This is a genomic window from Brevundimonas sp. (assembly GCF_035561115.1).
GTDB lineage: Bacteria > Pseudomonadota > Alphaproteobacteria > Caulobacterales > Caulobacteraceae > Brevundimonas.
Genome location: NZ_DATMYH010000104.1, coordinates 1 through 21,801, shown reverse-complemented (window position 1 = coordinate 21,801; position 21,801 = coordinate 1). Strand labels below are relative to the sequence as shown.

Here is a 21,801-nt window from a genome sequence, read left to right as displayed (position 1 = left end):
CTTGGTTTCCGTGCATCCCGGCGAAAGCCGGGACCCAGTTCTTTCGTGGGGCAATGCGGTTGGGATTGGCGTCCTTGGGCCATCGGAACCACCGGATCGCCCAAAGCACTGGGTCCCGGCTTTCGCCGGGATGAGCGGGATCGGGAATCCGCGCCGACATCCCTCCCTCAAGCGGGAGGGAGAACAAAATCCCGGTCCTTGAAAATCGAACTACCCGCGCGGAACCAGCCGCCACATCCTGAGCGGGTGGCGCACGGCCCCGGCCTCGGCGCCCGCCGCCTCGCCGCGGCCCATATAGAGATCGGCCCGCACCGGCCCGCGGATGGCCGAGCCCGTGTCCAGCGCCACGACCAGACCCTGATAGCTGCCCCGCGCGCCCGCCAGATCGCCGCCGTCGGCCGAGATCCACACCAGGTCGCCATAGCGCCAGCTGGCCGGATCGACGGCGATAGACCGCCGCGCCGGCAGGGGAATGCCCGCCGCCCCGGCCGGGTCGCCGCCATCGTCCGGATCCAGGCCGAAGAAGATGTAGCGGGGATTGAGCGCCATCACCTCGCGCGCCTCGGGACCCCGGTGCGCCGCCAGCCAGCCGCGGATCGCGTCGCCCGATGTCCCGTTCTGCGGCAGCAGCCCCCGCTCCGCCATCGGCCGGGCGATGCCGGTGAAGGGCTGGCCGTTGTCGGCGGCATAGGCGGCGCGGACCCGCGACCCGTCCTCCAGGGTCAGATAGCCCGAACCCTGGATCTGCATAAAGAACAGGTCCTCGGCCCGCATCCAGGCCAGCGGCGGCGCGCCTGACACGCCTTGCGGATCGGCCTCGATCTCCGCCCGGACGGGCAGGGTCTGGCCTTGCGTCAAGCCGGCCGGCCGGGCCAGGACCGGCGCGTCGAACTCGGCGTCGGGGGTGGTGCGCGCCGGATACTCGGGCGCGAAATAGGAGGTCAGCAGGCCGGGCCGTCCGTCCGCCGTCTCCGCCGGCACGATGGTGAAACCGCTCTCGAAGAAGGCGCGCGCCGCCGAGGGCGTCACCGGCTTCGAGGTCTGTTTGATCTGCATGGCCCGGGCGCACTGGACCCTCGCCGCCCCCTCGCGGGCCGCCACGCAGCCGACGGCATAGGCCTCGAACGCCGCCAGATGGTCCTCGCTGTTCCAGCCGGGCAGGGCCGCGGGGCCCCGTTCAGGCGCCGGACGCGGCGGGGCCGGGACCGGCGCCGGAGTCGGGAGGTCGGGATTGGCAGGCGTGGCGGCAGGCGTCGTGGCGCATCCCGCCAGCACCATCGTCAGAGCCACGACAGCGGCCCCGGCGGCTCCGGGGCGACGCATCAGGCGGCGGCGGGTTCGGTGCGGGCGAGGACCCAGTTGGGATCGCTGGCGCCCAGGGTCCGCTCGAACGTCCACAGTTCGGCGACGCGGCGTTCCTCGATCTGCGGCTCCGCGGAAGCGTCGGCGGGCGTCACGGTATTGCGCAGCTCGGCCAGGAAACGGACCTTGGCCGTGGCGCGGTTCTCTTCGGCCGAGGCCTGCTCCAGATCGGCGCGGGCCGGATGCAGGAATTCGGCGACCTCGGTCTCGGCCCGGGCCTCGCGGGCGGCGATGCCCGCCTCGAAGGATTCCATCACGGTCGGCGTCAGCAGCGGCTTCAGCGTCTCGCGATCGCCGGCGGCGTAGGCGCGCACGATGGTCTCATGCGCCTGACGGGCGCCTTCGAGGAAGCGGACCGGATCGAAATTGGGATCGCGCGCCTTCAGGCTGGCGATCGAGGCCAGGGTGACGGCGTCCAGAACCCCTGGACGGCCCGCGGACGGCTCGGGGCGTGCGCCGGCCGGCGCGGCGACGGCGGGCCTGGAGCGGGCGTCCTCTTCCGGCTGACGGCCGACCTTCTTGCCCAGCACATTATAGAGCTGGAACAGCACGATCGCGGCGATCACGGCGAAGATGACGATCTGGATCTGGACCGGCGGCACTGGCAATCCTTGACTGGCGACCGCGAAACGGCGGCTGCGGCGACTGACGATTAGGGGCTCATATGGGAGCGCGCAACCTGAACCGCCCCTGACATCGCCCTGCGGCCGATCGCCCTTGGGCCGCCTGAGGCCGCGCCAGGGGCGAGCATCGTTGCCGCACCCCCGGCCCCGTGCTAGTCGCCGCGCCTTCCGGGGCGTCTGAAACGACGCCGTTCACCCTCTTCAGACAGACCCGACCGATGACCGACGCCGCCCCTCCCGCCGACGCCAAGACTGACGCGCCCGCTGCTGACGCCGCCCAGGGACCGCAAGGTCCCGGCTTCCGCATCGTCGCCCAGTACGTCAAGGACCTGTCCTTCGAGAACCCCAAGGCCCCCGACAGCCTGCGCGTCGACGGCAAGCCCGCCATCGACATGGGCGTCGAGATGAACGCCCAGGGCCGTCCCGACGGCCTGTTCGAGGTCGATCTGCGCCTGACCATCAAGGCGACCACCGACGCCATGACCGTCTTCAACGTCGAACTGCTGTACGGCGGCCTGTTCGCCCTGCAGGGCGTGCCCGAACAGGACATCGAGCCGCTGCTGCTGATCGAATGCCCGCGCTATCTCTTCCCGTTCGCCCGCGAGATCATCGCCCGCGCCACCTCGGACGGCGGCTTCTACCCCCCCTTCATGCTGGACCCGATCGACTTCGCCGGCATCTACGTCGCCCGCCAGCAGTCCATCGCCCGCGGTCCCGCCGAAGCCGGCAAGGCCTGATCTCAGCCGCCCGCCGCCGCGCGGCGAGCGTCAGGACAACAGGAACTCAGGCGGCGGACGCCTCTTCCACGTCGAGGCCATAGCCCTTCCACAGCGACCAGTCCTTCAGCGTCGCCCGCAGGAAGGCCGCATGCGCTGCGTGCTCGGCCTCGCTGCCGCGGGGCGTCAACGAACGCGGCCGGGGCGGATAGCCGGCCGCCGCATGGGCCGTCGCCGCCATGCTGACGGTGCGCGTGGCCGACAGGTCCAGCCGCCGTTCCTTGCCGCCCTTCAGCTCCAGATAGACCTCGGCCAGCAGGCGGGCGTCGATCAGGGCCCCGTGCAGGCTGCGCTCGACCAGGCTGATCTTGTACCGCTTGCACAGGGCGTCCAGCGAATTGGCCATGCCCGGAAACCGGGACTGGGCCAGCTTCAGCGTGTCGATCCAGCGGTCCTCGGGGAACAGCGTCCGCCCGCAGCGCCCGAACTCGTGATCGATGAAATTGCGGTCGAACTGGGCGTTGTGGGCGATGATCGGCGCGTCGCCGATGAAGTCGCACAGATCGATGACGATCTCGGCGAATTTCGGCGCGTCCTTCACATGGTCGTCGGTGATGCCGTGCACCCGGATGGCGTCGGCCGGGATCGACCGTTCGGGATGGATCAGCCGGTGAAAGGTCCGCCCCGTGGGCAGCAGATCCTCGATCTCGATACAGCCGACCTCGATCATCCGGTCGCCCGTGCGGGGATCGAAGCCGGTGGTTTCAGTGTCGAGAACGATTTCGCGGGACATGCCCCCTTAATGGGGCGGTTCGCCCGCTTTCGGAAGACCGCGCCGGGGCCGCGACCACCCCTCGGCCAGAACCATCCCCACGATTTCCTGCACCCGGGTCCGCGCCGCTTCCAGCCCCTCGCCGGTGTCTATGACGAAGTCGGCCCGGCGGCGCTTTTCGGCGTCGGGCAGTTGCCGCGCCAGGATGGCCTCGAAACGCTCGCGGGTCATGCCGGGCCGCGAGAGGACCCGCTGCGCCTGCACCTCGGCCGGAGCCGTCACCACCACCACCGCATCCACAGCGGCGTCGCCGCCGGTCTCGAACAGCAGGGGAATGTCGAGCACCGCCAGCTTCACGCCCCGGGCCTCGGCCGCCGCCAGATCCTCCGCCCGGCCCTGCACCACCAGCGGATGAACGATGGCCTCCAGCCGCCGGAAGGCCTGCTCATCCCGCCCCAGCGCCCCCGCCAGTCGCGTACGGTCCACCGCCCCGTCGGCCACGACGCCCGGGAAGGCCTCGCCCACCGGCCCGACGGCTGCGCCGCCAGCGGCGTAGAGCTGGTGCACAGCCTCATCCGCATTCCAGACCATGGCGCCGGCGTCGCCGAACATCGCCGCGGTCGTCGACTTGCCCATGCCGACGGAGCCGGTCAGACCCAGAACGATCATTCCGCCTCTCCCAGAGCCGCCAGCGCCGCCCGCCGCACGTCCACGTCCGGCGGCTCCACGCCGAACAGGGCCCGGAACGACGGCTTCGCCTGTCCGATCAACATGGCCAGCCCGTCCACCGTCGTCAGACCCCGCGCCCGCCCTGCCGCCAGAAAGGGCGTAACCAGCGGCCGGTAGGTCATGTCCATCAGCACGGCCTCGGATTTCAACGCCGCCGGATCGATCGACGGCGGGACGCTGAGGGCGTTGACCACCAGGGCCGCCTCGCCCAGCGCACCGGCCTCGACCACAGCCACGCCCAGATCGTCCGCCAGCGCCCGGGCCCGCTCCGCCGTCCGGTTCAGCACCCCGACCTGGGCGCCCGCCGCCATCAGCGCCGCTGCGGCCGCCCGCGCCGCGCCGCCCGCGCCCAGAATGACCACCGGCCGGCTATTTACCTCCAGTTCCGGCGCCTGTTCGGCCAGGGCGCCCATCAGGCCTTCGCCGTCGGTGCTGTCGGCCCGGATCCGGCCGTCCTCGAACACCAGCAAATTAGCCGAGCCGCAGGCCCGCGCCGCCGCCGCGACCTCGTCGGCCAACGCCAGCGCCTGTTCCTTGAACGGGGCCGTGACGTTCAGTCCGCGCAGGACTCCCCGTCGTCCCTGACCCACCAGGTCGGCGAAGGCGGCGGCGTCCGCCGGTCCGAAGGCGCGATAGACCGCATCCAGACCCGCCGCCGCGATCCACGTCCCATGGATGACGGGACTCAGGGACTGGGCGATGGGCTGCCCGGCCACGCCCGCGACCACGGTCATGACCGCAGCACCCCGGCCCGCCGCAGCTCGGCCAGCACCGGCCACAGCGGCAGGCCAAGAACGGTGAAGTAGTCGCCCTCCACAGCCTCGAACAGCTGCGACCCCATCCCTTCGAGCCGGTAGGAGCCGACGCAGGAAAGCAGGTTCCCGCCCTCGGCCTTCAGATAGGCGTCGAGGAAGGCGTCCGAGAAATTCCGCATCCGCATCGTCGCCGTGTCGACGCCGGACCAGACCACCTGTCCGTTTCGCGCCAGGGCCGCCCCCGAATGCAGCTGATGCGCCTTGCCCCGCATCGCCGTCAGCCGCGTCAGGGCCTGATCCAGCGAAGCCGCCTTGGACACGAGACCGCCCTCGAAGGCCAGGGTCTGGTCCGCCCCCAGCACCCAGGCGTCAGCGTCGTGGCGCGACACCGCCAACGCCTTGACCCGCGCCAGTTCGACGGCGAGTCCCGCGGCGTCGGTCGGATCGTGCGTGACCTTGACCGTGTCCTCGTCGACGTCGGCCGCCTGGACGGTGAACGGTACGCCGGCGTCTTCCAGCATGGCCCGCCGGGCCGCGCTCTTCGAGGCCAGGATCAGGCGCTCGCCGCTCACCAGGTCGTTCCCAGACGGCGCGTGCGGCGTTCGTTCAGGACGTTGATGATCGCCGCCGCCGTCTCCTCGACCGAGCGGCGGGTGACGTCGATGACCGGCCAGCCGCGCCGCTCGAACGCCCGCCGCGCCTTGACGGTCTCCTCTCGCACGGCGTCGTGATCGACGTAGGACGAAGCCCGCGTGGCGTTCAGCCCATCCAGCCGGTTCTTGCGGATCTGCACCAGCCGGTCGGGCGACACGGTCAGGCCGACGATGAGCGGATTCTTCAGCCCGACCAGACGCTCGCCGTCCTCCTGCCCTGGCACCAGAGGCACGTTGGCGGCGCGAATGCCGCGGTGGGCCAGATAGATGCAGGTCGGCGTCTTGGAGGTCCGGCTGACCCCGCACAGGACCACGTCGGCGCTCTCCAGCTGGGCCGTCGCGCCCTGGCCGTCGTCGTGGGCCATGGCGAAGTCCAGCGCCGCGATGCGGTTGAAATAGTCGGTGTCCAGCGCGTGCTGCGCCCCCACCCGCGTCGACAGGGCCGCGCCCAGATAGCGCGACAGGGCGCCGACCAGCGGATCCAGCGCCGCGATCTGGGGCATGTCCAGCTTGCGGCAGCCCGCCTCCAGCTGTTCGCGCAGGTCGCGGTCGACAAGTGTGTGCAGAACCACGCCGGGCGATGAAGCGATCTCCTCAAGCACCCGCTCCATCTGCTTGTCGTTCCTGACCAGGGCGTAGATGTGCTCGATCGGAATGACCCCGTCGAAGCGCGCGACCACGGCCTTGGCCATGGCGTTCAGCGTCTCGCCCGTGGAATCCGAGACCAGATGGACGTGGAAATAGGTCGCCAGCCGCGAGGGGCCTGCCGCGCGGCCCGTCCCTGTTGCGCCCGGCGTCATCGGCGGCTGTCCATATGTGCGAGACTCCTGTGGACGGGGCGGGGCGCCGTTGGCGGCAGGCTGCGGACCCTTTCCTATAGCCGGGCCGGGGCAAGGCGGCGAGCGGGGACAAAGGTGGACGGGACATACATCGCCGGGCCGGTTCATCCCAAGGCGGAGTTCCGTCCCGGCTTCGCCTGTGGAGATCCTTAATGAGACGTTAACGGCGCCCAGCCCGGAATCGGCGGCGGCGGTCTGAAAGCCCGTCATCAAGGCCTGCCCGGGATCTGTCCCCGCTTTCACCAGCCCGGTGAAAAACGGTGAGCCGTCTGTGACTGTTTGCGGAAAACCCGTCCGTCCGCCTCCGAAACCGCCCACTTGTCCCCGTCGTCCCCGGCCCTGCCTTCTACCTTCCGAATCTTCGAATCTTTTCTTGAGAAGGATTGGAGGGTGCGACATGCGTCGGGCTTGAGCCTGACCCGGGCCCCCGCTAGGACCGGGGTCAGATGACCGTCTCGCCCCCCACGCCATTGCTTCTCCAGGTTCTCGCCGGAGAGACGCCATCGAGGCCGCCGGTCTGGTTCATGCGTCAGGCCGGGCGATACCTGCCGGAGTATCGGGCGCTCAGGGCGACGACGCCGGACTTCATCTCCTTCTGTCTGGATCCCGAAAAGGCCGCCGAGGCGACGCTGCAGCCCATGCGCCGCTTCGGCTTCGACGCCGCGATCGTCTTCGCCGACATTCTGTTGATCCCCCGGGCTCTGGGCCAGGAGGTCTGGTTTGAGGCCGGCGAGGGGCCGCGGCTCGGCGCCCTGCCGTCGGTCGAGGCCATGCGTGACCTGACATCCGGGGCCGGCGAAGCGCTGAAACAGGTTGGTCAGACGCTGTCGATCGTGCGGGCCCGGCTCGAGCCCGAGCGGGCCCTGATCGGTTTCGCCGGCGCGCCCTGGACGGTCGCCACCTACATGCTGGACGGCGAGGCGCGGACGATCGGCAAGGGCGAACGCGCCCAGGCCCGGACCTACGCCTATGCCGAGCCGGAGAAGGTCGCGGCCCTGCTGGAGGTGCTGGTCGAGGCCACGGCCCATTATCTGAAGATGCAGGCCGACGCCGGCGCCCAGGTGCTGAAGATCTTCGAGAGCTGGGCCGAGGGCCTGCCCGAAGACCTGTTCGAGAGCCTCGTTCTGCGCCCTCACCAACAGCTCGTGCGCCGCACGCGCGAACTCGGCGTCACCGTGCCCCTGATCGGCTTCCCAAGGGGCTCGGCGGCGCTGGCGGAACGATATGCGGCCGAGGTGGATGTCCAGGCGGTGGCGCTCGACACCGCCTGTCCGCTGGAGATCGGCCGCCGCGTCCAGGCGATCAAGCCGATCCAGGGCGCGCTCGATCCCCTGTTGTTGCGCGCCGGTGGGCCGATGCTCGACCAACGCGTTGACCAGCTGGTCGAGGCCTGGGGGCATGGCCCGTGGATCTTCAACCTCGGGCACGGCATCCTGCCCGATGTGCCGATCGCCCACGTCGAGCAGGTGTTGAAACGGATCGGCGCCCAATGACCGGTCCGGACACCGGACGCCGGATCGCGGTGGTCCTGTTCAACCTCGGCGGTCCCGACGACCAGGCCTCGGTGCGTCCCTTCCTGTTCAACCTCTTTCGCGACCCGGCCATCATCGGCTTGCCCGATCCGTTCCGGACCTGGCTCGCCGGCCTGATCTCCAGCCGCCGTGAGCTCAGCGCCCAGGCCAACTACGCCCTGATGGGCGGCGGCTCGCCCCTGCTGGCCGAGACCCGCAAACAGGCGGCGGCGCTGGAGCAGTCGCTTGCGTCCCGGCTGCCCGGCGATGAGGTCCGGGCCTTCATCGCCATGCGCTACTGGTCGCCCCTGACCGAACAGACAGCCGCGGATGTCGCGGCCTTCGCGCCCGACGAGATCGTCCTGCTGCCTCTCTATCCGCAGTTCTCGACCACGACGACGGAGTCCTCCCTGAAGCTCTGGAGCGCGGTCTACGACGGCCCCGGCGCCAGCCGCACCGTCTGCTGCTACCCGCAGGGCGCGGGCTGGATCGAAGCCCAGGCCGTCGCCGTTCGGACGAAGCTGACCGAGGCCGCCGGCCGCCCTGTCCGGGTCCTGTTCTCCGCCCACGGCATCCCCGAGAGCCTGATCGCGAAGAAGGGCGATCCCTATCAGGAACAGGTCGAGGCGACCTGCGCCGCCATCGCCGCCGCCGCCGGACTGGGCCAACGCGAAACGGACTGGACGATCTGCTACCAGAGCCGTGTCGGGCCGATGAAATGGCTGGGGCCTTCGACCCCGGAGGCGATCGAACAGGCCGCCCGGGACAGTGTGGGCGTGATCGTCACGCCCGTCGCCTTCGTGTCCGAACACATAGAGACCCTGGTCGAGCTGGACATCGAGTATGCCGAACTGGCCCACAGGCTGGGCGTCACGCTGTATCTCAGGACGCCCGCCGTCGGGGTCGCCGCCCCCTTCATCCGGACGCTCGCCGACGCTACGGTGGAGGCGCTGTCGCGCGGCGGCGTCGCGCCCTTTGGTCCGGGTTGCCGCGGCGACTGGAAGGCCTGCCCCCGCCGGCGGGAACGGAGGGCGGCATGACCTGGTACGATCTCGCCCGCGGTCTGCACATTCTCGCCGTCATCGCCTGGATGGCCGGCCTGCTTTTCCTGCCCCGGCTCTACGCCTACGACGCCGAACAGGCCGGCAAGCCGGAGCCTCTGCGTTCGGAGATGCGGAGCCTTTTGCGCGCCTGGCAGGGGCGGCTGCTCAACATCATCCTCAAACCGGCCATGGGCGCGGCGTGGGCCTTTGGCCTGTGGCTGATCTGGCTGGACGGCACGGCGCGCGGCTGGGACTTTCTGCTTCAGCCGTGGATGATCGCCAAGCTGGTCGGCGTCTTCGCTCTCAGCGCCTGGCAGGGTTTCCTGTCGAAGGAACGCCTCCGCATCCAGGCCGGGACCTCGACCCGCACCGGAAAATTCTGGCGCATGACCAATGAGGTCCCTTTCCTGATCGCCATCGTGATGGTGATCTCGGTCACGACCGAATGGACCTTCGGCTGATCGGCGACATCCGCTCCCGCTTGACCTGATCGGCCGGGCGTGGTTTCGCTGCTCCCGAACCGTTCCTGGCAGCGCCGGGCGGTCCCTCTCTCCCAGCGACGCCGATCGGATCGATCCCTTCGGAGCCCGTCGTTCTCCCTGCCGGCCGCAAGGCCAGACATTGTCAGCCCGCCCGATCCCGCTTTTCCGCGGGCGCCCGGCCGCGCATGCCCAAGAAGCTTCCCATGACCGACGTCCGCGACACCGATCCCACCGCTCCCGAAGCCGAAGCCCTCGACGGCGACCTGCCGACGACGGACGTCGCCGCATCCGACCTGCCGATGGTCGACCAGGAGTCCGGCGACGAAGAGGACGACGGCGAACCGATCGTCCCCAACGGCCGCATCACCCTGCAGGAGCTCAACGACAAGACGCCCGAGGAACTGGTCGCCTTCGCCGAGAGCCTCGAGATCGAGAACGCCGGCAACCTGCGCAAACAGGACCTGTTGTTCTCCATCCTCAAGACCCTGGCCGATGAAGAGGTCGAGATCATCGCCTCGGGGACGCTGGAAATCCTGCCCGACGGCTTCGGCTTCCTGCGCAGCCCGGACGTCAATTATCTTCCGGGTCCGGACGATGTTTACGTCTCCCCCTCGCAGATCCGCCGCTTCGGCCTGCGCTCGGGCGACACCATCCACGGCGCCGTCCGCGGCCCGCGCGAGGGCGAGCGCTATTTCGCCCTGCTCAAGGTCGACACGATCAATTTCGAAGACCCGGAAACGGTCAAGACCAAGGTCCTGTTCGACAACCTGACCCCGCTCTATCCCGAAGAGCGGCTGCACATGGAAATCCAGGACCCCACGCTGAAGGATCGCTCGGGCCGGGTCATCGACATCGTCGCCCCGCTGGGCAAGGGCCAGCGCTGCCTGATCGTCGCCCCGCCGCGGGTCGGCAAGACCGTGATGCTGCAGAACATCGCCAAGTCGATCGAGCGCAACCACCCCGAAGTGACCCTGATGGTGCTGCTGATCGACGAGCGCCCCGAGGAAGTCACCGACATGCAGCGCACGGTGAAGGGCGAGGTCATCGCCTCGACCTTCGACGAGCCGGCCACCCGCCACGTCGCCGTCGCCGAGATGGTGATCGAAAAGGCCAAACGCCTGGTCGAGCACAAGAAGGACGTCGTCATCCTGCTCGACTCCATCACCCGCCTGGGCCGCGCCTATAACGCCACCGTCCCGTCGTCGGGCAAGGTCCTGACGGGCGGCGTCGACGCCAACGCCCTGCAGCGGCCGAAACGCTTCTTCGGCGCCGCGCGCAATGTGGAGCAGGGCGGTTCGCTGACCATCATCGCCACCGCCCTGATCGACACAGGCTCGCGGATGGACGAGGTGATCTTCGAAGAGTTCAAGGGCACCGGCAACTCCGAAATCGTCCTGGACCGCAAGGTCGCCGACAAGCGCATCTTCCCCGCCATCGACGTGCTGAAGTCCGGCACCCGCAAGGAAGAGCTGACCACGCCCAAGGACCAGCTGGCCAAGACCTATGTCCTGCGCCGCATCCTCAACCCGATGGGCCCGCAGGACGCGATCGAATTCCTCATCGACAAGCTGCGTCAGTCCAAGAACAATGCGGACTTCTTCCAGTCGATGAACACCTGATGCAGTCCCGGCTGTTTCACGTGAAACATGGAGCGGCGGCATGAAGGTCAATATCGAGATCGAATGCGAACCGGCCGAGGCGCGCGCCTTCCTCGGCCTGCCCAATGTCGAGCCGCTGAACGATCATCTGGTCGCCGAGATGAAGCGCCGGATGGACGAGAACATCACCGCCATGCAGCCCGACGAGCTGATGAAGACCTGGACCAGCTTCGGCATGCAGGCCCAGGACCAGTTCCGCAAACTCATGGAGACGGCGGTCTCGGGAACGACCCGGCCGTGACCTCCGTCTCCTCCCCCAACGGGGGAGGGGGACCGCGAAGCGGTGGAGGGGGCCTGTCCGCATCCGCCGGCGTCGCCCCCTCCGTCACGCCGCTGGCGCGGCGCGCCACCCCATCGCTGCGCGACGGGGAGGAGACATGAGCACCATCTTCGCCCTCGCCACCCCGGCCGGTCGGGGGGCTATCGCCATCCTGCGCATCTCCGGCCCGTCGACCGGCGCCGCCCTCACGGCCCTCGGCGCGGGCAGGCTCAAGCCGCGCCTCGCCTCTCTCCGCACCCTGACCCACGACGGCCAGCCGATCGATCAGGCCCTCGTCCTGCATTTCCCCGCGCCCAACAGCTACACCGGCGAGGACTGCGCCGAGCTTCACCTCCACGGCGGCCGCGCTGTGGTCGAGGTCGCCAGCCAGGCCCTGATCGACCTCGGCCTGCGCCCGGCCGAGCCCGGCGAATTCACCCGCCGGGCCTTCGAGAATGGCCGCATGGATCTGGCCCAGGCCGAGGCCGTCGCCGACCTGATCGACGCCGAGACCACGGCCCAGGCTGCCCAGGCCCTGGGCCAGCTGGACGGCGCCCTGTCGCGCACCTACGCCGGTTTCCGCCGCGACCTGCTCAGGGCCATGGCCCTGGTCGAGGCCGAGATCGACTTCCCCGACGAGGAAATTCCCGACAACCTGGCCCGCACTGCGGGGCCGGTGCTCGACCAGCTGATCGCCGATCTTCGGGCCGCCCTGGCCGACGCCCGGCGTGGGGAGCGGGTCCGCGAGGGATACCGCATCGTCCTGATCGGCGAGACCAACGCCGGCAAGTCGTCGCTGTTCAACGCCCTGATCGCGCGCGAGGCCGCCATCGTCACGCCGATCGCCGGCACCACGCGCGACGTGCTGGACGCCGACCTGATCATCGGCGGCTACGCCGTGACCCTGTCGGACACGGCAGGCCTTCGCGAATCCAGCGATGTCGTGGAAGCTGAGGGCGTCCGCCGGGCGCGGGCGCGGGCCGAGGCGGCTGAGCTGCGTCTGTGGGTCCGGGGTCCGGGCGATCCGCCGGGCGTGGCCGCCGACTATGTCCGGCCGGGCGACCTGCTGATCCGCAACAAGTCGGACATCGGCTCGGTCGATCCTGTCGAAGGTCTCGAAGATCTCGTCGTCAGCACGGCGACCGGCGAGGGCTTGGCCGAATTGCACGACTGGATCGCGGCGCGACTGGCCCGGGACCTGTCGGGCGCCGACTTCCCGGCGGTCACGCGCGAGCGGCATCGCCGCCGCCTCGCCGAAGCCCTGACCGATGTCGAGGCGGCCCGCCGGGCGCTCGACCACACGCCGGAAATGGCCGGCGACGATCTGCGGCGCGCCGCCGAAACCCTGGGCCGGGTCACCGGCGCCATTGGCGTCGAGGATATTCTCGGCGAAGTCTTCTCGACCTTCTGCATCGGCAAATAGCAGCCGCCTCCTCCCCAAGAAATGGGGAGGGGGACTGCGAAGCGGTGGAGGGCGCCCCTCCGTCACGCCGCTGCGCGGCGCGCCACCTCCCATCGCTGCGCGACAGGGAGGAGACACCATGTTTCACGTGAAACATCCGAACGGCGCCGGTGGCGTTCGGGCCTCTTTTCCCCTATGTCCCGCGCCATGAAATCCTTCGACGTCATCGTCATCGGGGGCGGGCACGCCGGCTGCGAGGCCGCGGCCGCGTCCGCGCGCGCCGGGGCGAAGACGGTGCTTCTGACCCAGAAGCTCGAGACCATCGGCGAGATGTCGTGCAACCCCGCCATCGGCGGTCTGGGCAAGGGCCATCTGGTGCGCGAGATCGACGCCATGGACGGCGTCATGGGCCGGCTGGGCGATGTGTCCGGCATCCAGTTCCGCCTGCTCAACCGCTCCAAGGGCGCGGCGGTCCAGGGACCCCGCAGCCAGATCGATCGCCGCCTGTACCGCGAGGCCATGCAGGCCGAACTGGCCCAGACACCGAATCTCACCCTGATGGCCGGCACGGCCGAGAGCCTGATCCTCGATGGCGGCCGCGTCGCCGGCGTGGTCACGGGCGAGGGCGCAGAGGTCCGCGCGGGGGCCGTGGTCCTGACCACGGGCACCTTCCTGAACGGCGTCATCCACAAGGGCGACCAGCGCATCCCTGCCGGCCGTCATGGCGAGGCGCCCTCGACCGGTCTGGCCGCCGACCTCTATGGCGCCGGCCTGCAGATGGGCCGGCTCAAGACCGGCACGCCGGCCCGCCTCGACGGCCGCACCATCGCCTGGGACCGGCTGGAGATGCAGCAGGCCGACGCCGGGCCCGTGCCGTTCAGCTTCCTCACCGACCGCATCGACGTGCCCCAGATCGCCTGCGGCGTGACCCATACCACGGCCGAGACGCACCGGATCATCGCCGACAATCTGGGCGACAGCGCCGTCTACGGCGGCCACCTGTCGGGCCGCGGCCCGCGCTACTGTCCCTCGATCGAGGACAAGGTAGTGCGGTTCGCCGACAAGACCTCGCACCAGATCTTCCTCGAACCGGAAGGGCTGGACGACCCGACCGTCTATCCCAACGGCATCTCGACCTCGGTGTCCGACGCGACCCAGGCCGCCTTCCTGCGCACCATCCCGGGGCTGGAGGCGGTCGAGGTGTTCCGCTTCGGCTACGCCATCGAGTACGACTATGTGGATCCGCGCGAACTCACACCGGCGCTGGAGGTCAAGAAGCGGCCCGGCCTGTATCTGGCCGGCCAGATCAACGGCACCACGGGCTATGAGGAGGCCGGGGCCCAGGGCCTGATCGCCGGCCTCAACGCCGCCCGCGCCGCCGCCGGCTCGGATCCCGTCATCCTCGGCCGGGACCAGGCCTATATCGGCGTCATGATCGACGATCTGGTCACACGCGGCGTGACCGAGCCCTACCGCATGTTCACCAGCCGGGCCGAGTACAGGTTGACGCTGCGGGCCGACAACGCCGATCAACGATTGACTCCGCTGGCGATAGAGGCGGGGATCGTCTCGACCCGGCGCGGCGAGGCTTTCCGGGCCAAGGCTTCTCTGTTGGCCGAGGCCTCGACCGTTTCACGTGAAACGGTGTTCACGCCCAAGGAGGCCGCTGCGCTCGGCATCCACGTCAACGCCGACGGTCTGCGCCGTTCCATCCGCGACCTGCTGGCCTTCCCCGGTGTGACTTTGGAAACCTTTATTGGCGCCCGTCCGGAGATCGCCGGCTGGTCGGCGCAGGTGCGTCAGCAGATCGAGATCGACGCGGGCTATGCCGGCTATCTGGACCGTCAGGCCTCGGACGCCGAGGCCCTGCGGCGCGAGGAAGCCCTGGCGATCCCGGTCGACCTCGACTACGCCGCCATCGGCAGCCTCTCGAATGAGGTGCGCGAGAAGCTCACCCTCGTCCAGCCGCGTACCCTGGGTCAGGCCGGACGCATCGAGGGTATGACCCCCGGCGCCCTGACGGCGCTTCTGTCCCATGTGAAGCGGACGCGGGTGGCGGCATGAATCTCCACCCGTCTCCTCCCCATGCAATGGGGAGGTGGCGCGCCGCGCAGCGGCGTGACGGAGGGGCGCCCCTCCACCGCTTCGCGGTCCCCCTCCCCATTTCATGGGGAGGAGACAGGGTATGACCCCTTCCGAATTCCAGGCTCTCATGAACGCCACCCCGGCGCAGATGGCTGATCTCCACGCCTTCATCGCGCGTCTGACCGAGGCCAACGCCGTGATGAACCTCGTCGGGCCCGACAGCCTGCCCGATGTGTGGAACCGCCACATCCGGGATTCCGCCCAGCTGCTGGAGATGAAGCCCGAGGCGAAGACCTGGGCCGACCTCGGCGCCGGCGCGGGCTTTCCCGGCCTGGTGCTCGCCATCCTGCTCAAGGACCGCCCCGACAGCCACGTTTGGCTGATCGACAGCCTCGGCAAGCGCTGCCGATTTCTGCAGGAGGTGGTGGACGCCCTGTCCCTGCGCGCCACCGTCATCAACGGCCGGGCCGAGGAGCAGAGGGTCAAGGTCGACGTCGTGACCGCCCGCGCCGTGGCGCCGATGGAGCGGCTTCTGGCCTATGCACAGCCTTATCTACAGCGCGGCGCACAGGGGCTGTTTCTCAAGGGGGAAAAGGTCGAGGCTGAGTTGATCGAAGCCCGCAAGGTCTGGCAGTTCGATAGCGACCTCTCCGTCTCGCGCAGCGATCCGCGCGGCCGTATCGTTTCCGTCCGGAGCCTTCGACGTGTCCCCAACCGGTAAGACCCGCGTCCTCGCTGTCTCGAACCAGAAAGGCGGCGTGGGCAAGACCACGACGGCGATCAATCTCGGCACCGCCCTGGCCGCGATCGGCGAGAAGGTTCTGATCGTCGACATGGATCCGCAGGGCAATGCTTCCACGGGTCTCGGTGTTCCACGTGAAACACGGCGGGTGACCATCTATGACGTCATCGTCGACGGCCGGTCGGTGGACGATTCCGCCGTCCAGACCTCGGTCCCCGGCCTGCACATCATCCCTGCCGACGCCGACATGTCGGGCGTCGAGATCGAACTGAGCCAGGCCGACCGCCGCTCCTTCCGCCTGCGCGATGCACTGACCGGGCAAGGGGCGGAGGGTCAGACCCGGTACGACTATGTCCTGATCGACTGCCCGCCGTCGCTGAACCTGCTGACGCTCAACGCCATGGCCGCGGCCGACGCGGTGTTGGTGCCGCTGCAGTGCGAGTTCTTCGCTCTCGAAGGCCTGACCCAGCTGATGAAGACCATCGAAATGGTGCGCCAGAGCCTGAACCCGACGCTGGAGATCCAGGGCCTTGTCCTGACCATGTACGACCGGCGCAGCGCCCTGTCGGGACAGGTCGCCGCCGACGTGCGGTCGCATTTCGGCGACAAGGTCTATGAGGCCGTCATTCCCCGCAACGTGCGCGTGGCCGAGGCGCCCTCGTTCGGCAAGCCGGCCCTGATCTACGATCTGAAATGCGCCGGCAGCCAGGCCTATCTGCGCCTCGCTCGCGAGGTGGTGGCGCGCGAGAAGTCCCGTCGGCTTCAGGCCGCGTGACGATGAATAGAAGAACGGAATCAGTGTCTTGAGCGAACGTCAGCGCGGGCCGCAACGGGGATTGGGTCGGGGCCTTTCCGCCCTTTTGGGAGAACAGGTGGCCGAAAGCGCCCCGGTTGACGGCGCGCCCGCGCCCGCCGGCGTGCGCATGGCCCCGATCGAGAGCTTGAAGCCCAATCCGGAACAGCCCCGCAAGACCTTCAACAATGACGACCTGGCCGAGCTGGCGGGCTCGATCCGCGACAAGGGGGTGCTGCAGCCGATCCTGGTGCGGTCGCAGCCCGGTCAGGACGGGGTCTGGCAGATCATTGCCGGCGAACGCCGCTGGCGCGCCGCCCAGCTGGCGCGCCTGACCGAGGTGCCGGTCGTCGTCCGCGAGATGGACGACGTCGAGGTGTTCGAGGTGGCGATCATCGAGAACGTCCAGCGCAGCGACCTGAACCCGCTGGAAGAGGCCGACGCCTATCGCATGCTGATGGAGCGGTTCGGCCGAACCCAGGACACGGTCGCCGGCGTCGTGGGCAAGAGCCGCAGCCATGTCGCCAACACCCTGCGCCTGCTGCAGCTGCCCGAGGAAGTTCTCTGGTTCGTCCGGCACGGCAAGATGAGCGCCGGCCACGCCCGCGCCCTGATCACGGCGCCGAACCCGGCCGTCCTGGCCCAGAAGATCGTCGACGAGGGATTGAACGTCCGACAGGCCGAGGCGCTGGCGCGTCGCGCCGCCGAAGGTCCGAAGCCCGGCAAGGCGCGGGCGGCCGCCCCGGCCGCAGGCGAGGGTGCGGCGGATGTCGCCGCGCTGGAGCAGGACCTGGCTGACGCCCTGGGCCTGAAGGTCCAGCTGGCGGACAAGGGCGGCAAGGGCGAGATCACCATTCGCTACGGCTCGCTGGAACAGCTGGACGACCTGTGCCGCCGGCTGATGCGGGGCTGACCGCAACCTGTGCTAGGCTGGGGTCATGACCGACAAGCCCAGCAATCCGACCGCCGAAGCCATGAAACGCGCCCTCGCGGCCAAGAAGGCCGGGGGCGGACCCTCGCACGGCGGGCTTCAGGGCTCGGCCCGCGCCGAGGAAAAGGCCCAGCAGGCCCGCAGCGCCGCCCTCGCCAAACCGGCCTTCCGCAAGGCCTCCAAACGGGGCTAGGCGGCGCCGCAAATGGGGACCGGTCGGCCAGTATCGCCTGTCTCCCGCTTCTCACCGGCGCGTCGTCGAAGTCACCGCGAAAACGTCGCTGAATTCTCCGCCGGTTGGACGGCCTAAAGGCCGAGTCTCCGCGCCCGCGCCGAGATTTCCAGCAGCAGCCGTTCGGCGATCAACTGGTCGGGCGACCCCGTGGTCTTGGTCGCGACGTCGGCCGTGTTGATGCTGTCCAGAACCTTGTCGAGGTCCTCGAGCCGCCAGCTGCGCGCCTGACGTAGGATTTCGGCCTCCTGTTTCCAGAACACCCCCGCCGCCTTGGCCGCCTCCTTGGGGCCCGAGCCACTGGCCTGAAGCACATTGATGCGGCGCAGGCGGCCGAGATGGATCGAGGCCTGTCTCACCGCCATGACAGGCGATTCCCCTTCAGCCAGGGCGCGGCGCAGACCCGACTGGGCCGGGGCCGGGCGGCCGCCGAAGGCCTGTAGCGCGGCGTCCTGCAGCGAGGCGTCGGCCTCGACCCCCAGATGCTGCTCCAGCTCGGCCACATCGATGGTCTTGCCCGAGCCGGGGCCGATATAGAGGGCCAGCCGCTCGATCTCCTGCCGCATCAGCCCGCGTTCGCGCGGCAGGCGGCTGACGAACCGGTCCAGGGCGTCGCCGGTCAGGCCCACCTTGTCCGCCGCCAGGGCCTCTCGCGTCATCCGGGCGACATCGCCCGTCTCATCCTCATAACAGGCGATGCCGACAGCTTCCTTCGCACCCTCTGCGGCCTTGCGCAGGGCGGAATCCCGGCCCAGGGCGCCTGCCTCGATCACCAGCATGGCGTCGGGGTTGTAGGCGCCCTCGGCGTGGTGTTTGAGCGCGGCGGCCAACATCTTGTCGATCGAGGCCTTCTCCGACCCCAGCCGCACCCGCACGAGCCGGCGACCGCCGATCATGCTGAGGGCGGTCAGGGCCTCCTCCAGCCGCGCCTCGTCGCCGTCGATATCGCTGTCGGTCAGGACGGTGACGTTGAAGGGATCGTTCAGGTCGGGCGTGATCGCCCTGCACAGAATCTCGGCGCGCTCGCCGACGCCCGAGCGGTCCTTGCCGTGGATGACAGCGGCGCGGACGCCCCGGTCGGGCGACGACAGGAAGCGGTCGACCTCGGGCCGTTTGGTCAGGATCACGGGTTGGCCCTCACGGCCGGGCCGACAGCGCCCGCATGATGTCCAGCCGGATCAGGCGCGCCAGTTCGGCGGCGGCGCGTTCCTCGCCGTCCTGCTGGGCGGCGATGGCGGCATAGGGCTGGTCGGCGGCGGCGTAGGTGGTGGTGACGGTCTCTACGCCCGCGACCGGTTCTCCGCCGCCGGCCCGGGTCAGCGTCCAGGCGCCCCGCACGGTCAGTTCATAGCGGGTGGCGGTGTCGTCGATCCGGCGGCCCAGAGACCGGCGCGACTGGTCCAGATCGGTCTGCAGCCGCCACAGGGGCTCCTGCGACCCGTCGCGTCCGAGCGCATCCTCAAGCTGTTCGCGGACGCGGTAGCCCAGGCGGTCGTCCTGCGTCGTCACCGCAATGCGCGACAGGGCGGAGCCCGCGCCGGCGTCGCCGTACAGGGGCGTAAAGCCGCAGGCGGACAGTCCCACTAAAGAGACAAACGTGAGAACGAGGCGTCGCATCAGCCGACCACCAGATTGACGATGCGATCCTTGACCACCACGATCTTCCTCACCGTCTGACCCTCCAGCCGCGCCTGGACATCGGCGTCGGCCATGACGATCGCTTCGACCTCGGCCGGCTCCAGTCCCCGGGCGACGCGGATCTCGCCGCGGCGCTTGCCGTTGACCTGGATCGGCAGGACCACCTCGTCGTCGGCCGCCAGGGCCGGATCGAACACCGGCCAGGGCGCGTCCAGCACCATCCCCTGTTCGCCGAGGCGCGTCCAGCATTCCTCGGCCAGGTGGGGGGTGAAGGGGGCGATCAGTCGTGTCAGGGCCGAAAGGGCCTCGCGCCGCGCCGCGCCGCCGGCCTTCGGCGTGTCGCGTATGGTGGCGATGAAGCCGTACAGCCTGGCGATGGCCGAGTTGAAACGGAAGGCGGCGACGCCTTCGGACACGGCCTTGATGGCCTTGTGCGTCTCGCGGATCAGGGAGGCGTCGGCCTCCGCCTCGCCGTCGGCGTTCGGGTCGAAGGCGTCGACCTCGGCCCAGACGCGCTGGACGAAGCGGCCCGCGCCCTCGACGCCGCCCGGGGTCCATTGCACGTCGCGCTCGGGGGGACTGTCCGACAGAACGAACAGGCGCCCGGCGTCGACGCCATAGGCCTCGACGATCTCCTGCGGGGCGACGACGTTCTTCTTCGACTTCGACATCTTCTCGATGTCGCCGATGGTCAGCACCTCGCCGGTCGACAGCTGGCGGGCCGAGCGTTTGCCGGCCTCGTTGGTCAGTTCGACGTCGGTCGGCTCGACCCAGGCGCCGTCAGCGCGGCGGTAGGTCTCGTGAACCACCATCCCCTGGGTGAACAGGCCGGCGAACGGCTCCTTGACCGACATCAGGCCGGCGTCGCTGAGGGCGCGGCTGATGAAGCGGGCGTAGAGCAGATGCAGGACGGCGTGTTCGACCCCGCCGATATACTGGTCGACCGGCAGCCATTTGTCGGCGGCGGCTTTCGAGATCGGTTCGGCGGCGGTCGGATCGGTGAAGCGGGCGAAATACCAGCTGGAGTCGACGAAGGTGTCGAGCGTGTCGGTCTCGCGCACGGCCTCGCCGCCGCAGGTCGGGCAGGCGACGTGCTTCCAGGTGGGGTGGCGGTCCAGCGGATTGCCCGGCGTGTTGAAGGTCACGTCCTTCGGCAGTTCGACCGGCAGCTGGTCGGCGGGAACTCCGACCGGACCGCATGTGGCGCAGTGGATCACGGGAATGGGACATCCCCAGTAGCGCTGGCGGCTGACGCCCCAGTCGCGCAGGCGATAGATGGTCGCGCCCTGACCCTGGCCTGCCGCCTCGATGCGGGCGATGGCCGCGGCCTTGGCCGGTTCGATCTCCATCCCGTCCATGAAATCGGACTGGAACAGACGGCCGGGACCGACATACGCCTCTGTCCCGACAGAGAAATCATCCCCTGCCCCGTCCGGTCTCACGACCGGGATCACGGGCAGGGCGTATTTGCGGGCGAAGTCGAGGTCGCGCTGGTCGTGGGCCGGGCAGCCGAAGATGGCGCCGGTGCCGTACTCAGACAGGATGAAGTTGGCTATCCAGACGGAGACCTCGCGGCCGTCGAACGGATGGATGACCTTCAAACCGGTGTCGAAGCCGATCTTCTCGGCCTGTTCGATCTCGGCCTGGGTCGAGCCGCCCTTGCGGCATTCGGCGACGAAGGCGGCCGCGGCGGGGTTCGCCTCTGCTATGGCGCGGGCGACCGGATGGTCCGGTGCGACGCCCATGAAGCTGGCCCCGAACAGGGTGTCGGGACGGGTGGTGTAGATTTCGAGGCCGTCAGGCGCGGCGGCGGGCGCGTCGCCGGCCCATTTCCACGTCATCTGCAGGCCCTTCGACCGGCCGATCCAGTTCTCCTGCATCAGGCGGACCTTGTCGGGCCAGCGGCCTTCCAGCTCTTTCAGCCCCTCGATCAGGTCGTCAGCGTAGTCGGTGATGCGCAGGAACCACTGGTTCAGCTTGCGCTTCTCGACCACCGCGCCGGAGCGCCAGCCGCGCCCGTCGACCACCTGTTCATTGGCCAGAACGGTGTTGTCGACCGGGTCCCAGTTGACGACCGAGTCCTTGCGATAGACCAGGCCGCGCTCGAACAGCTTCAGGAACCAGGCCTGCTGCTTGCCGTAATAGGCCGGGTCGCAGGTGGCGAACTCACGGCTCCAGTCCAGCGACAGGCCCAGGAGCTTCAGCTGGTCGCGCATGGCGGCGATGTTGGACCAGGTCCAGTCTCCCGGATGGACGCCGCGTTCGATGGCTGCGTTCTCGGCCGGCAGACCGAACGCATCCCAGCCCATCGGGTGCAGGACGTCGAATCCCTGGGCCCGCTTCGACCGCGCGACCACGTCGCCCATGACGTAGTTGCGGGCGTGGCCCATGTGGATGGCCCCGGACGGATAGGGGAACATCTCCAGCACATAGTATTTCGGCTTGCCGGTCCCCTCGGTGGGGGTGCGGAAGGCGTCGGCGGCCGCCCAGCGGGCCTGCTGGCGGGGTTCGGCGGTCTTGGGCTCGTAACGGGCCACGGGAATCCTTCAGGCGGCTCCTAAAGGGCGGGCCAGAAG

22 protein-coding genes are annotated in these 21,801 nt (G+C 69.4%); 12 read left to right on the top strand and 10 right to left on the bottom strand.

Translation table 11 applies throughout. From position 1 onward, the window contains the following. Positions 1–210: 210 nt before the first annotated feature. Positions 211–1,290: an MltA domain-containing protein gene (locus VN378_RS13550; protein WP_325744096.1), complete on the bottom strand. Its 1,080-nt coding sequence runs from the start codon at positions 1,288–1,290 to the stop codon at positions 211–213. A 32-nt stretch (positions 1,291–1,322) separates the two neighbouring features. Then, positions 1,323–1,970 carry a TIM44-related membrane protein TimA gene (gene timA, locus VN378_RS13545; protein ID WP_325744095.1) on the bottom strand — a complete coding sequence of 216 codons (648 nt, stop codon included), beginning with the start codon at positions 1,968–1,970 and terminating at the stop codon, positions 1,323–1,325. A 233-nt stretch (positions 1,971–2,203) separates the two neighbouring features. Here timA and secB point away from each other — a divergent pair, with 233 nt between their 5' ends. Next, positions 2,204–2,722, top strand: coding sequence for a protein-export chaperone SecB (gene secB, locus VN378_RS13540; RefSeq protein ID WP_325744094.1), 519 nt, complete (start codon positions 2,204–2,206; stop codon positions 2,720–2,722). Between the two features lie 46 nt (positions 2,723–2,768). Here the strand turns inward: secB and dnaQ are convergent, their stop codons facing one another. Genes dnaQ through VN378_RS13515 form a run of 5 tightly spaced genes read right to left on the bottom strand, consistent with a single transcriptional unit; the run spans position 2,769 to position 6,410 of the window. Then, positions 2,769–3,494, bottom strand: coding sequence for a DNA polymerase III subunit epsilon (gene dnaQ, locus VN378_RS13535; protein ID WP_325744093.1), 726 nt, complete (start codon positions 3,492–3,494; stop codon positions 2,769–2,771). 6 nt (positions 3,495–3,500) lie between these two features. Next, positions 3,501–4,142, bottom strand: a complete 642-nt coding sequence (coaE, locus tag VN378_RS13530; protein ID WP_325744092.1) for a dephospho-CoA kinase — start codon at positions 4,140–4,142, stop codon at positions 3,501–3,503. Then, entirely contained in the window at positions 4,139–4,936 is a 798-nt protein-coding gene (locus VN378_RS13525) for a shikimate dehydrogenase family protein (protein WP_325744091.1), read from the bottom strand. The genes coaE and VN378_RS13525 overlap by 4 nt, the downstream gene beginning before the upstream one ends. After that, positions 4,933–5,529: a nucleoside triphosphate pyrophosphatase gene (locus tag VN378_RS13520; RefSeq protein ID WP_325744090.1), complete on the bottom strand. Its 597-nt coding sequence runs from the start codon at positions 5,527–5,529 to the stop codon at positions 4,933–4,935. The genes VN378_RS13525 and VN378_RS13520 overlap by 4 nt, the downstream gene beginning before the upstream one ends. Continuing rightward, a complete protein-coding gene (locus VN378_RS13515) occupies positions 5,526–6,410 on the bottom strand; it encodes a pyruvate, water dikinase regulatory protein (protein WP_325744089.1) in 885 nt (294 codons plus the stop codon). Before VN378_RS13515 ends, VN378_RS13520 begins: the two co-directional genes overlap by 4 nt. Positions 6,411–6,895: 485 nt before the next feature. On the opposite strand from VN378_RS13515, the gene hemE reads away from it, so the two are divergent. The 11 genes from hemE (at position 6,896) to VN378_RS13460 (ending at position 17,548) form a co-directional block, all read left to right on the top strand. Beyond that, on the top strand, positions 6,896–7,942 hold the full coding sequence (gene hemE, locus VN378_RS13510) for a uroporphyrinogen decarboxylase (protein ID WP_325744088.1): 1,047 nt from the start codon (positions 6,896–6,898) through the stop codon (positions 7,940–7,942). Further along, positions 7,939–9,000 carry a ferrochelatase gene (hemH, locus tag VN378_RS13505; RefSeq protein ID WP_325744087.1) on the top strand — a complete coding sequence of 354 codons (1,062 nt, stop codon included), beginning with the start codon at positions 7,939–7,941 and terminating at the stop codon, positions 8,998–9,000. Before hemE ends, hemH begins: the two co-directional genes overlap by 4 nt. Further along, entirely contained in the window at positions 8,997–9,464 is a 468-nt protein-coding gene (locus VN378_RS13500) for a CopD family protein (RefSeq protein ID WP_325744086.1), read from the top strand. The genes hemH and VN378_RS13500 overlap by 4 nt, the downstream gene beginning before the upstream one ends. Before the next feature lie 224 nt (positions 9,465–9,688). Continuing rightward, complete coding sequence (gene rho, locus VN378_RS13495; protein WP_325744085.1) at positions 9,689–11,104, top strand: transcription termination factor Rho; 1,416 nt, start codon at positions 9,689–9,691, stop codon at positions 11,102–11,104. 40 nt (positions 11,105–11,144) lie between these two features. Next, complete coding sequence (locus VN378_RS13490; protein WP_325744084.1) at positions 11,145–11,384, top strand: DUF6489 family protein; 240 nt, start codon at positions 11,145–11,147, stop codon at positions 11,382–11,384. A gap of 136 nt (positions 11,385–11,520) precedes the next feature. Beyond that, a complete protein-coding gene (mnmE, locus tag VN378_RS13485) occupies positions 11,521–12,825 on the top strand; it encodes a tRNA uridine-5-carboxymethylaminomethyl(34) synthesis GTPase MnmE (protein WP_325744083.1) in 1,305 nt (434 codons plus the stop codon). A 186-nt stretch (positions 12,826–13,011) separates the two neighbouring features. Next, the gene (gene mnmG / locus VN378_RS13480; protein ID WP_325744082.1) at positions 13,012–14,868 is read left to right on the top strand and encodes a tRNA uridine-5-carboxymethylaminomethyl(34) synthesis enzyme MnmG; all 1,857 of its coding nucleotides are present in this window, start codon (positions 13,012–13,014) and stop codon (positions 14,866–14,868) included. A 121-nt stretch (positions 14,869–14,989) separates the two neighbouring features. Further along, positions 14,990–15,610, top strand: coding sequence for a 16S rRNA (guanine(527)-N(7))-methyltransferase RsmG (gene rsmG, locus VN378_RS13475; RefSeq protein WP_325744081.1), 621 nt, complete (start codon positions 14,990–14,992; stop codon positions 15,608–15,610). After that, a complete protein-coding gene (locus tag VN378_RS13470) occupies positions 15,594–16,406 on the top strand; it encodes a ParA family protein (protein ID WP_325744080.1) in 813 nt (270 codons plus the stop codon). The genes rsmG and VN378_RS13470 overlap by 17 nt, the downstream gene beginning before the upstream one ends. A gap of 85 nt (positions 16,407–16,491) precedes the next feature. Then, positions 16,492–17,337, top strand: coding sequence for a ParB/RepB/Spo0J family partition protein (locus VN378_RS13465; RefSeq protein ID WP_325744097.1), 846 nt, complete (start codon positions 16,492–16,494; stop codon positions 17,335–17,337). A gap of 25 nt (positions 17,338–17,362) precedes the next feature. After that, positions 17,363–17,548: a hypothetical protein gene (locus tag VN378_RS13460; RefSeq protein WP_292063895.1), complete on the top strand. Its 186-nt coding sequence runs from the start codon at positions 17,363–17,365 to the stop codon at positions 17,546–17,548. 113 nt (positions 17,549–17,661) lie between these two features. On the opposite strand, the gene holA is transcribed toward VN378_RS13460, so the two are convergent. The 3 genes from holA to leuS are packed head-to-tail and all read right to left on the bottom strand — an operon-like array spanning position 17,662 to position 21,762. Beyond that, entirely contained in the window at positions 17,662–18,714 is a 1,053-nt protein-coding gene (gene holA, locus VN378_RS13455) for a DNA polymerase III subunit delta (RefSeq protein WP_325744079.1), read from the bottom strand. Positions 18,715–18,724: 10 nt separating this feature from the next. Next, on the bottom strand, positions 18,725–19,171 hold the full coding sequence (gene lptE / locus VN378_RS13450) for an LPS assembly lipoprotein LptE (protein WP_325744078.1): 447 nt from the start codon (positions 19,169–19,171) through the stop codon (positions 18,725–18,727). Between the two features lie 32 nt (positions 19,172–19,203). After that, entirely contained in the window at positions 19,204–21,762 is a 2,559-nt protein-coding gene (leuS, locus tag VN378_RS13445) for a leucine--tRNA ligase (protein WP_325744077.1), read from the bottom strand. Between the last annotated feature and the right edge of the window lie 39 nt (positions 21,763–21,801).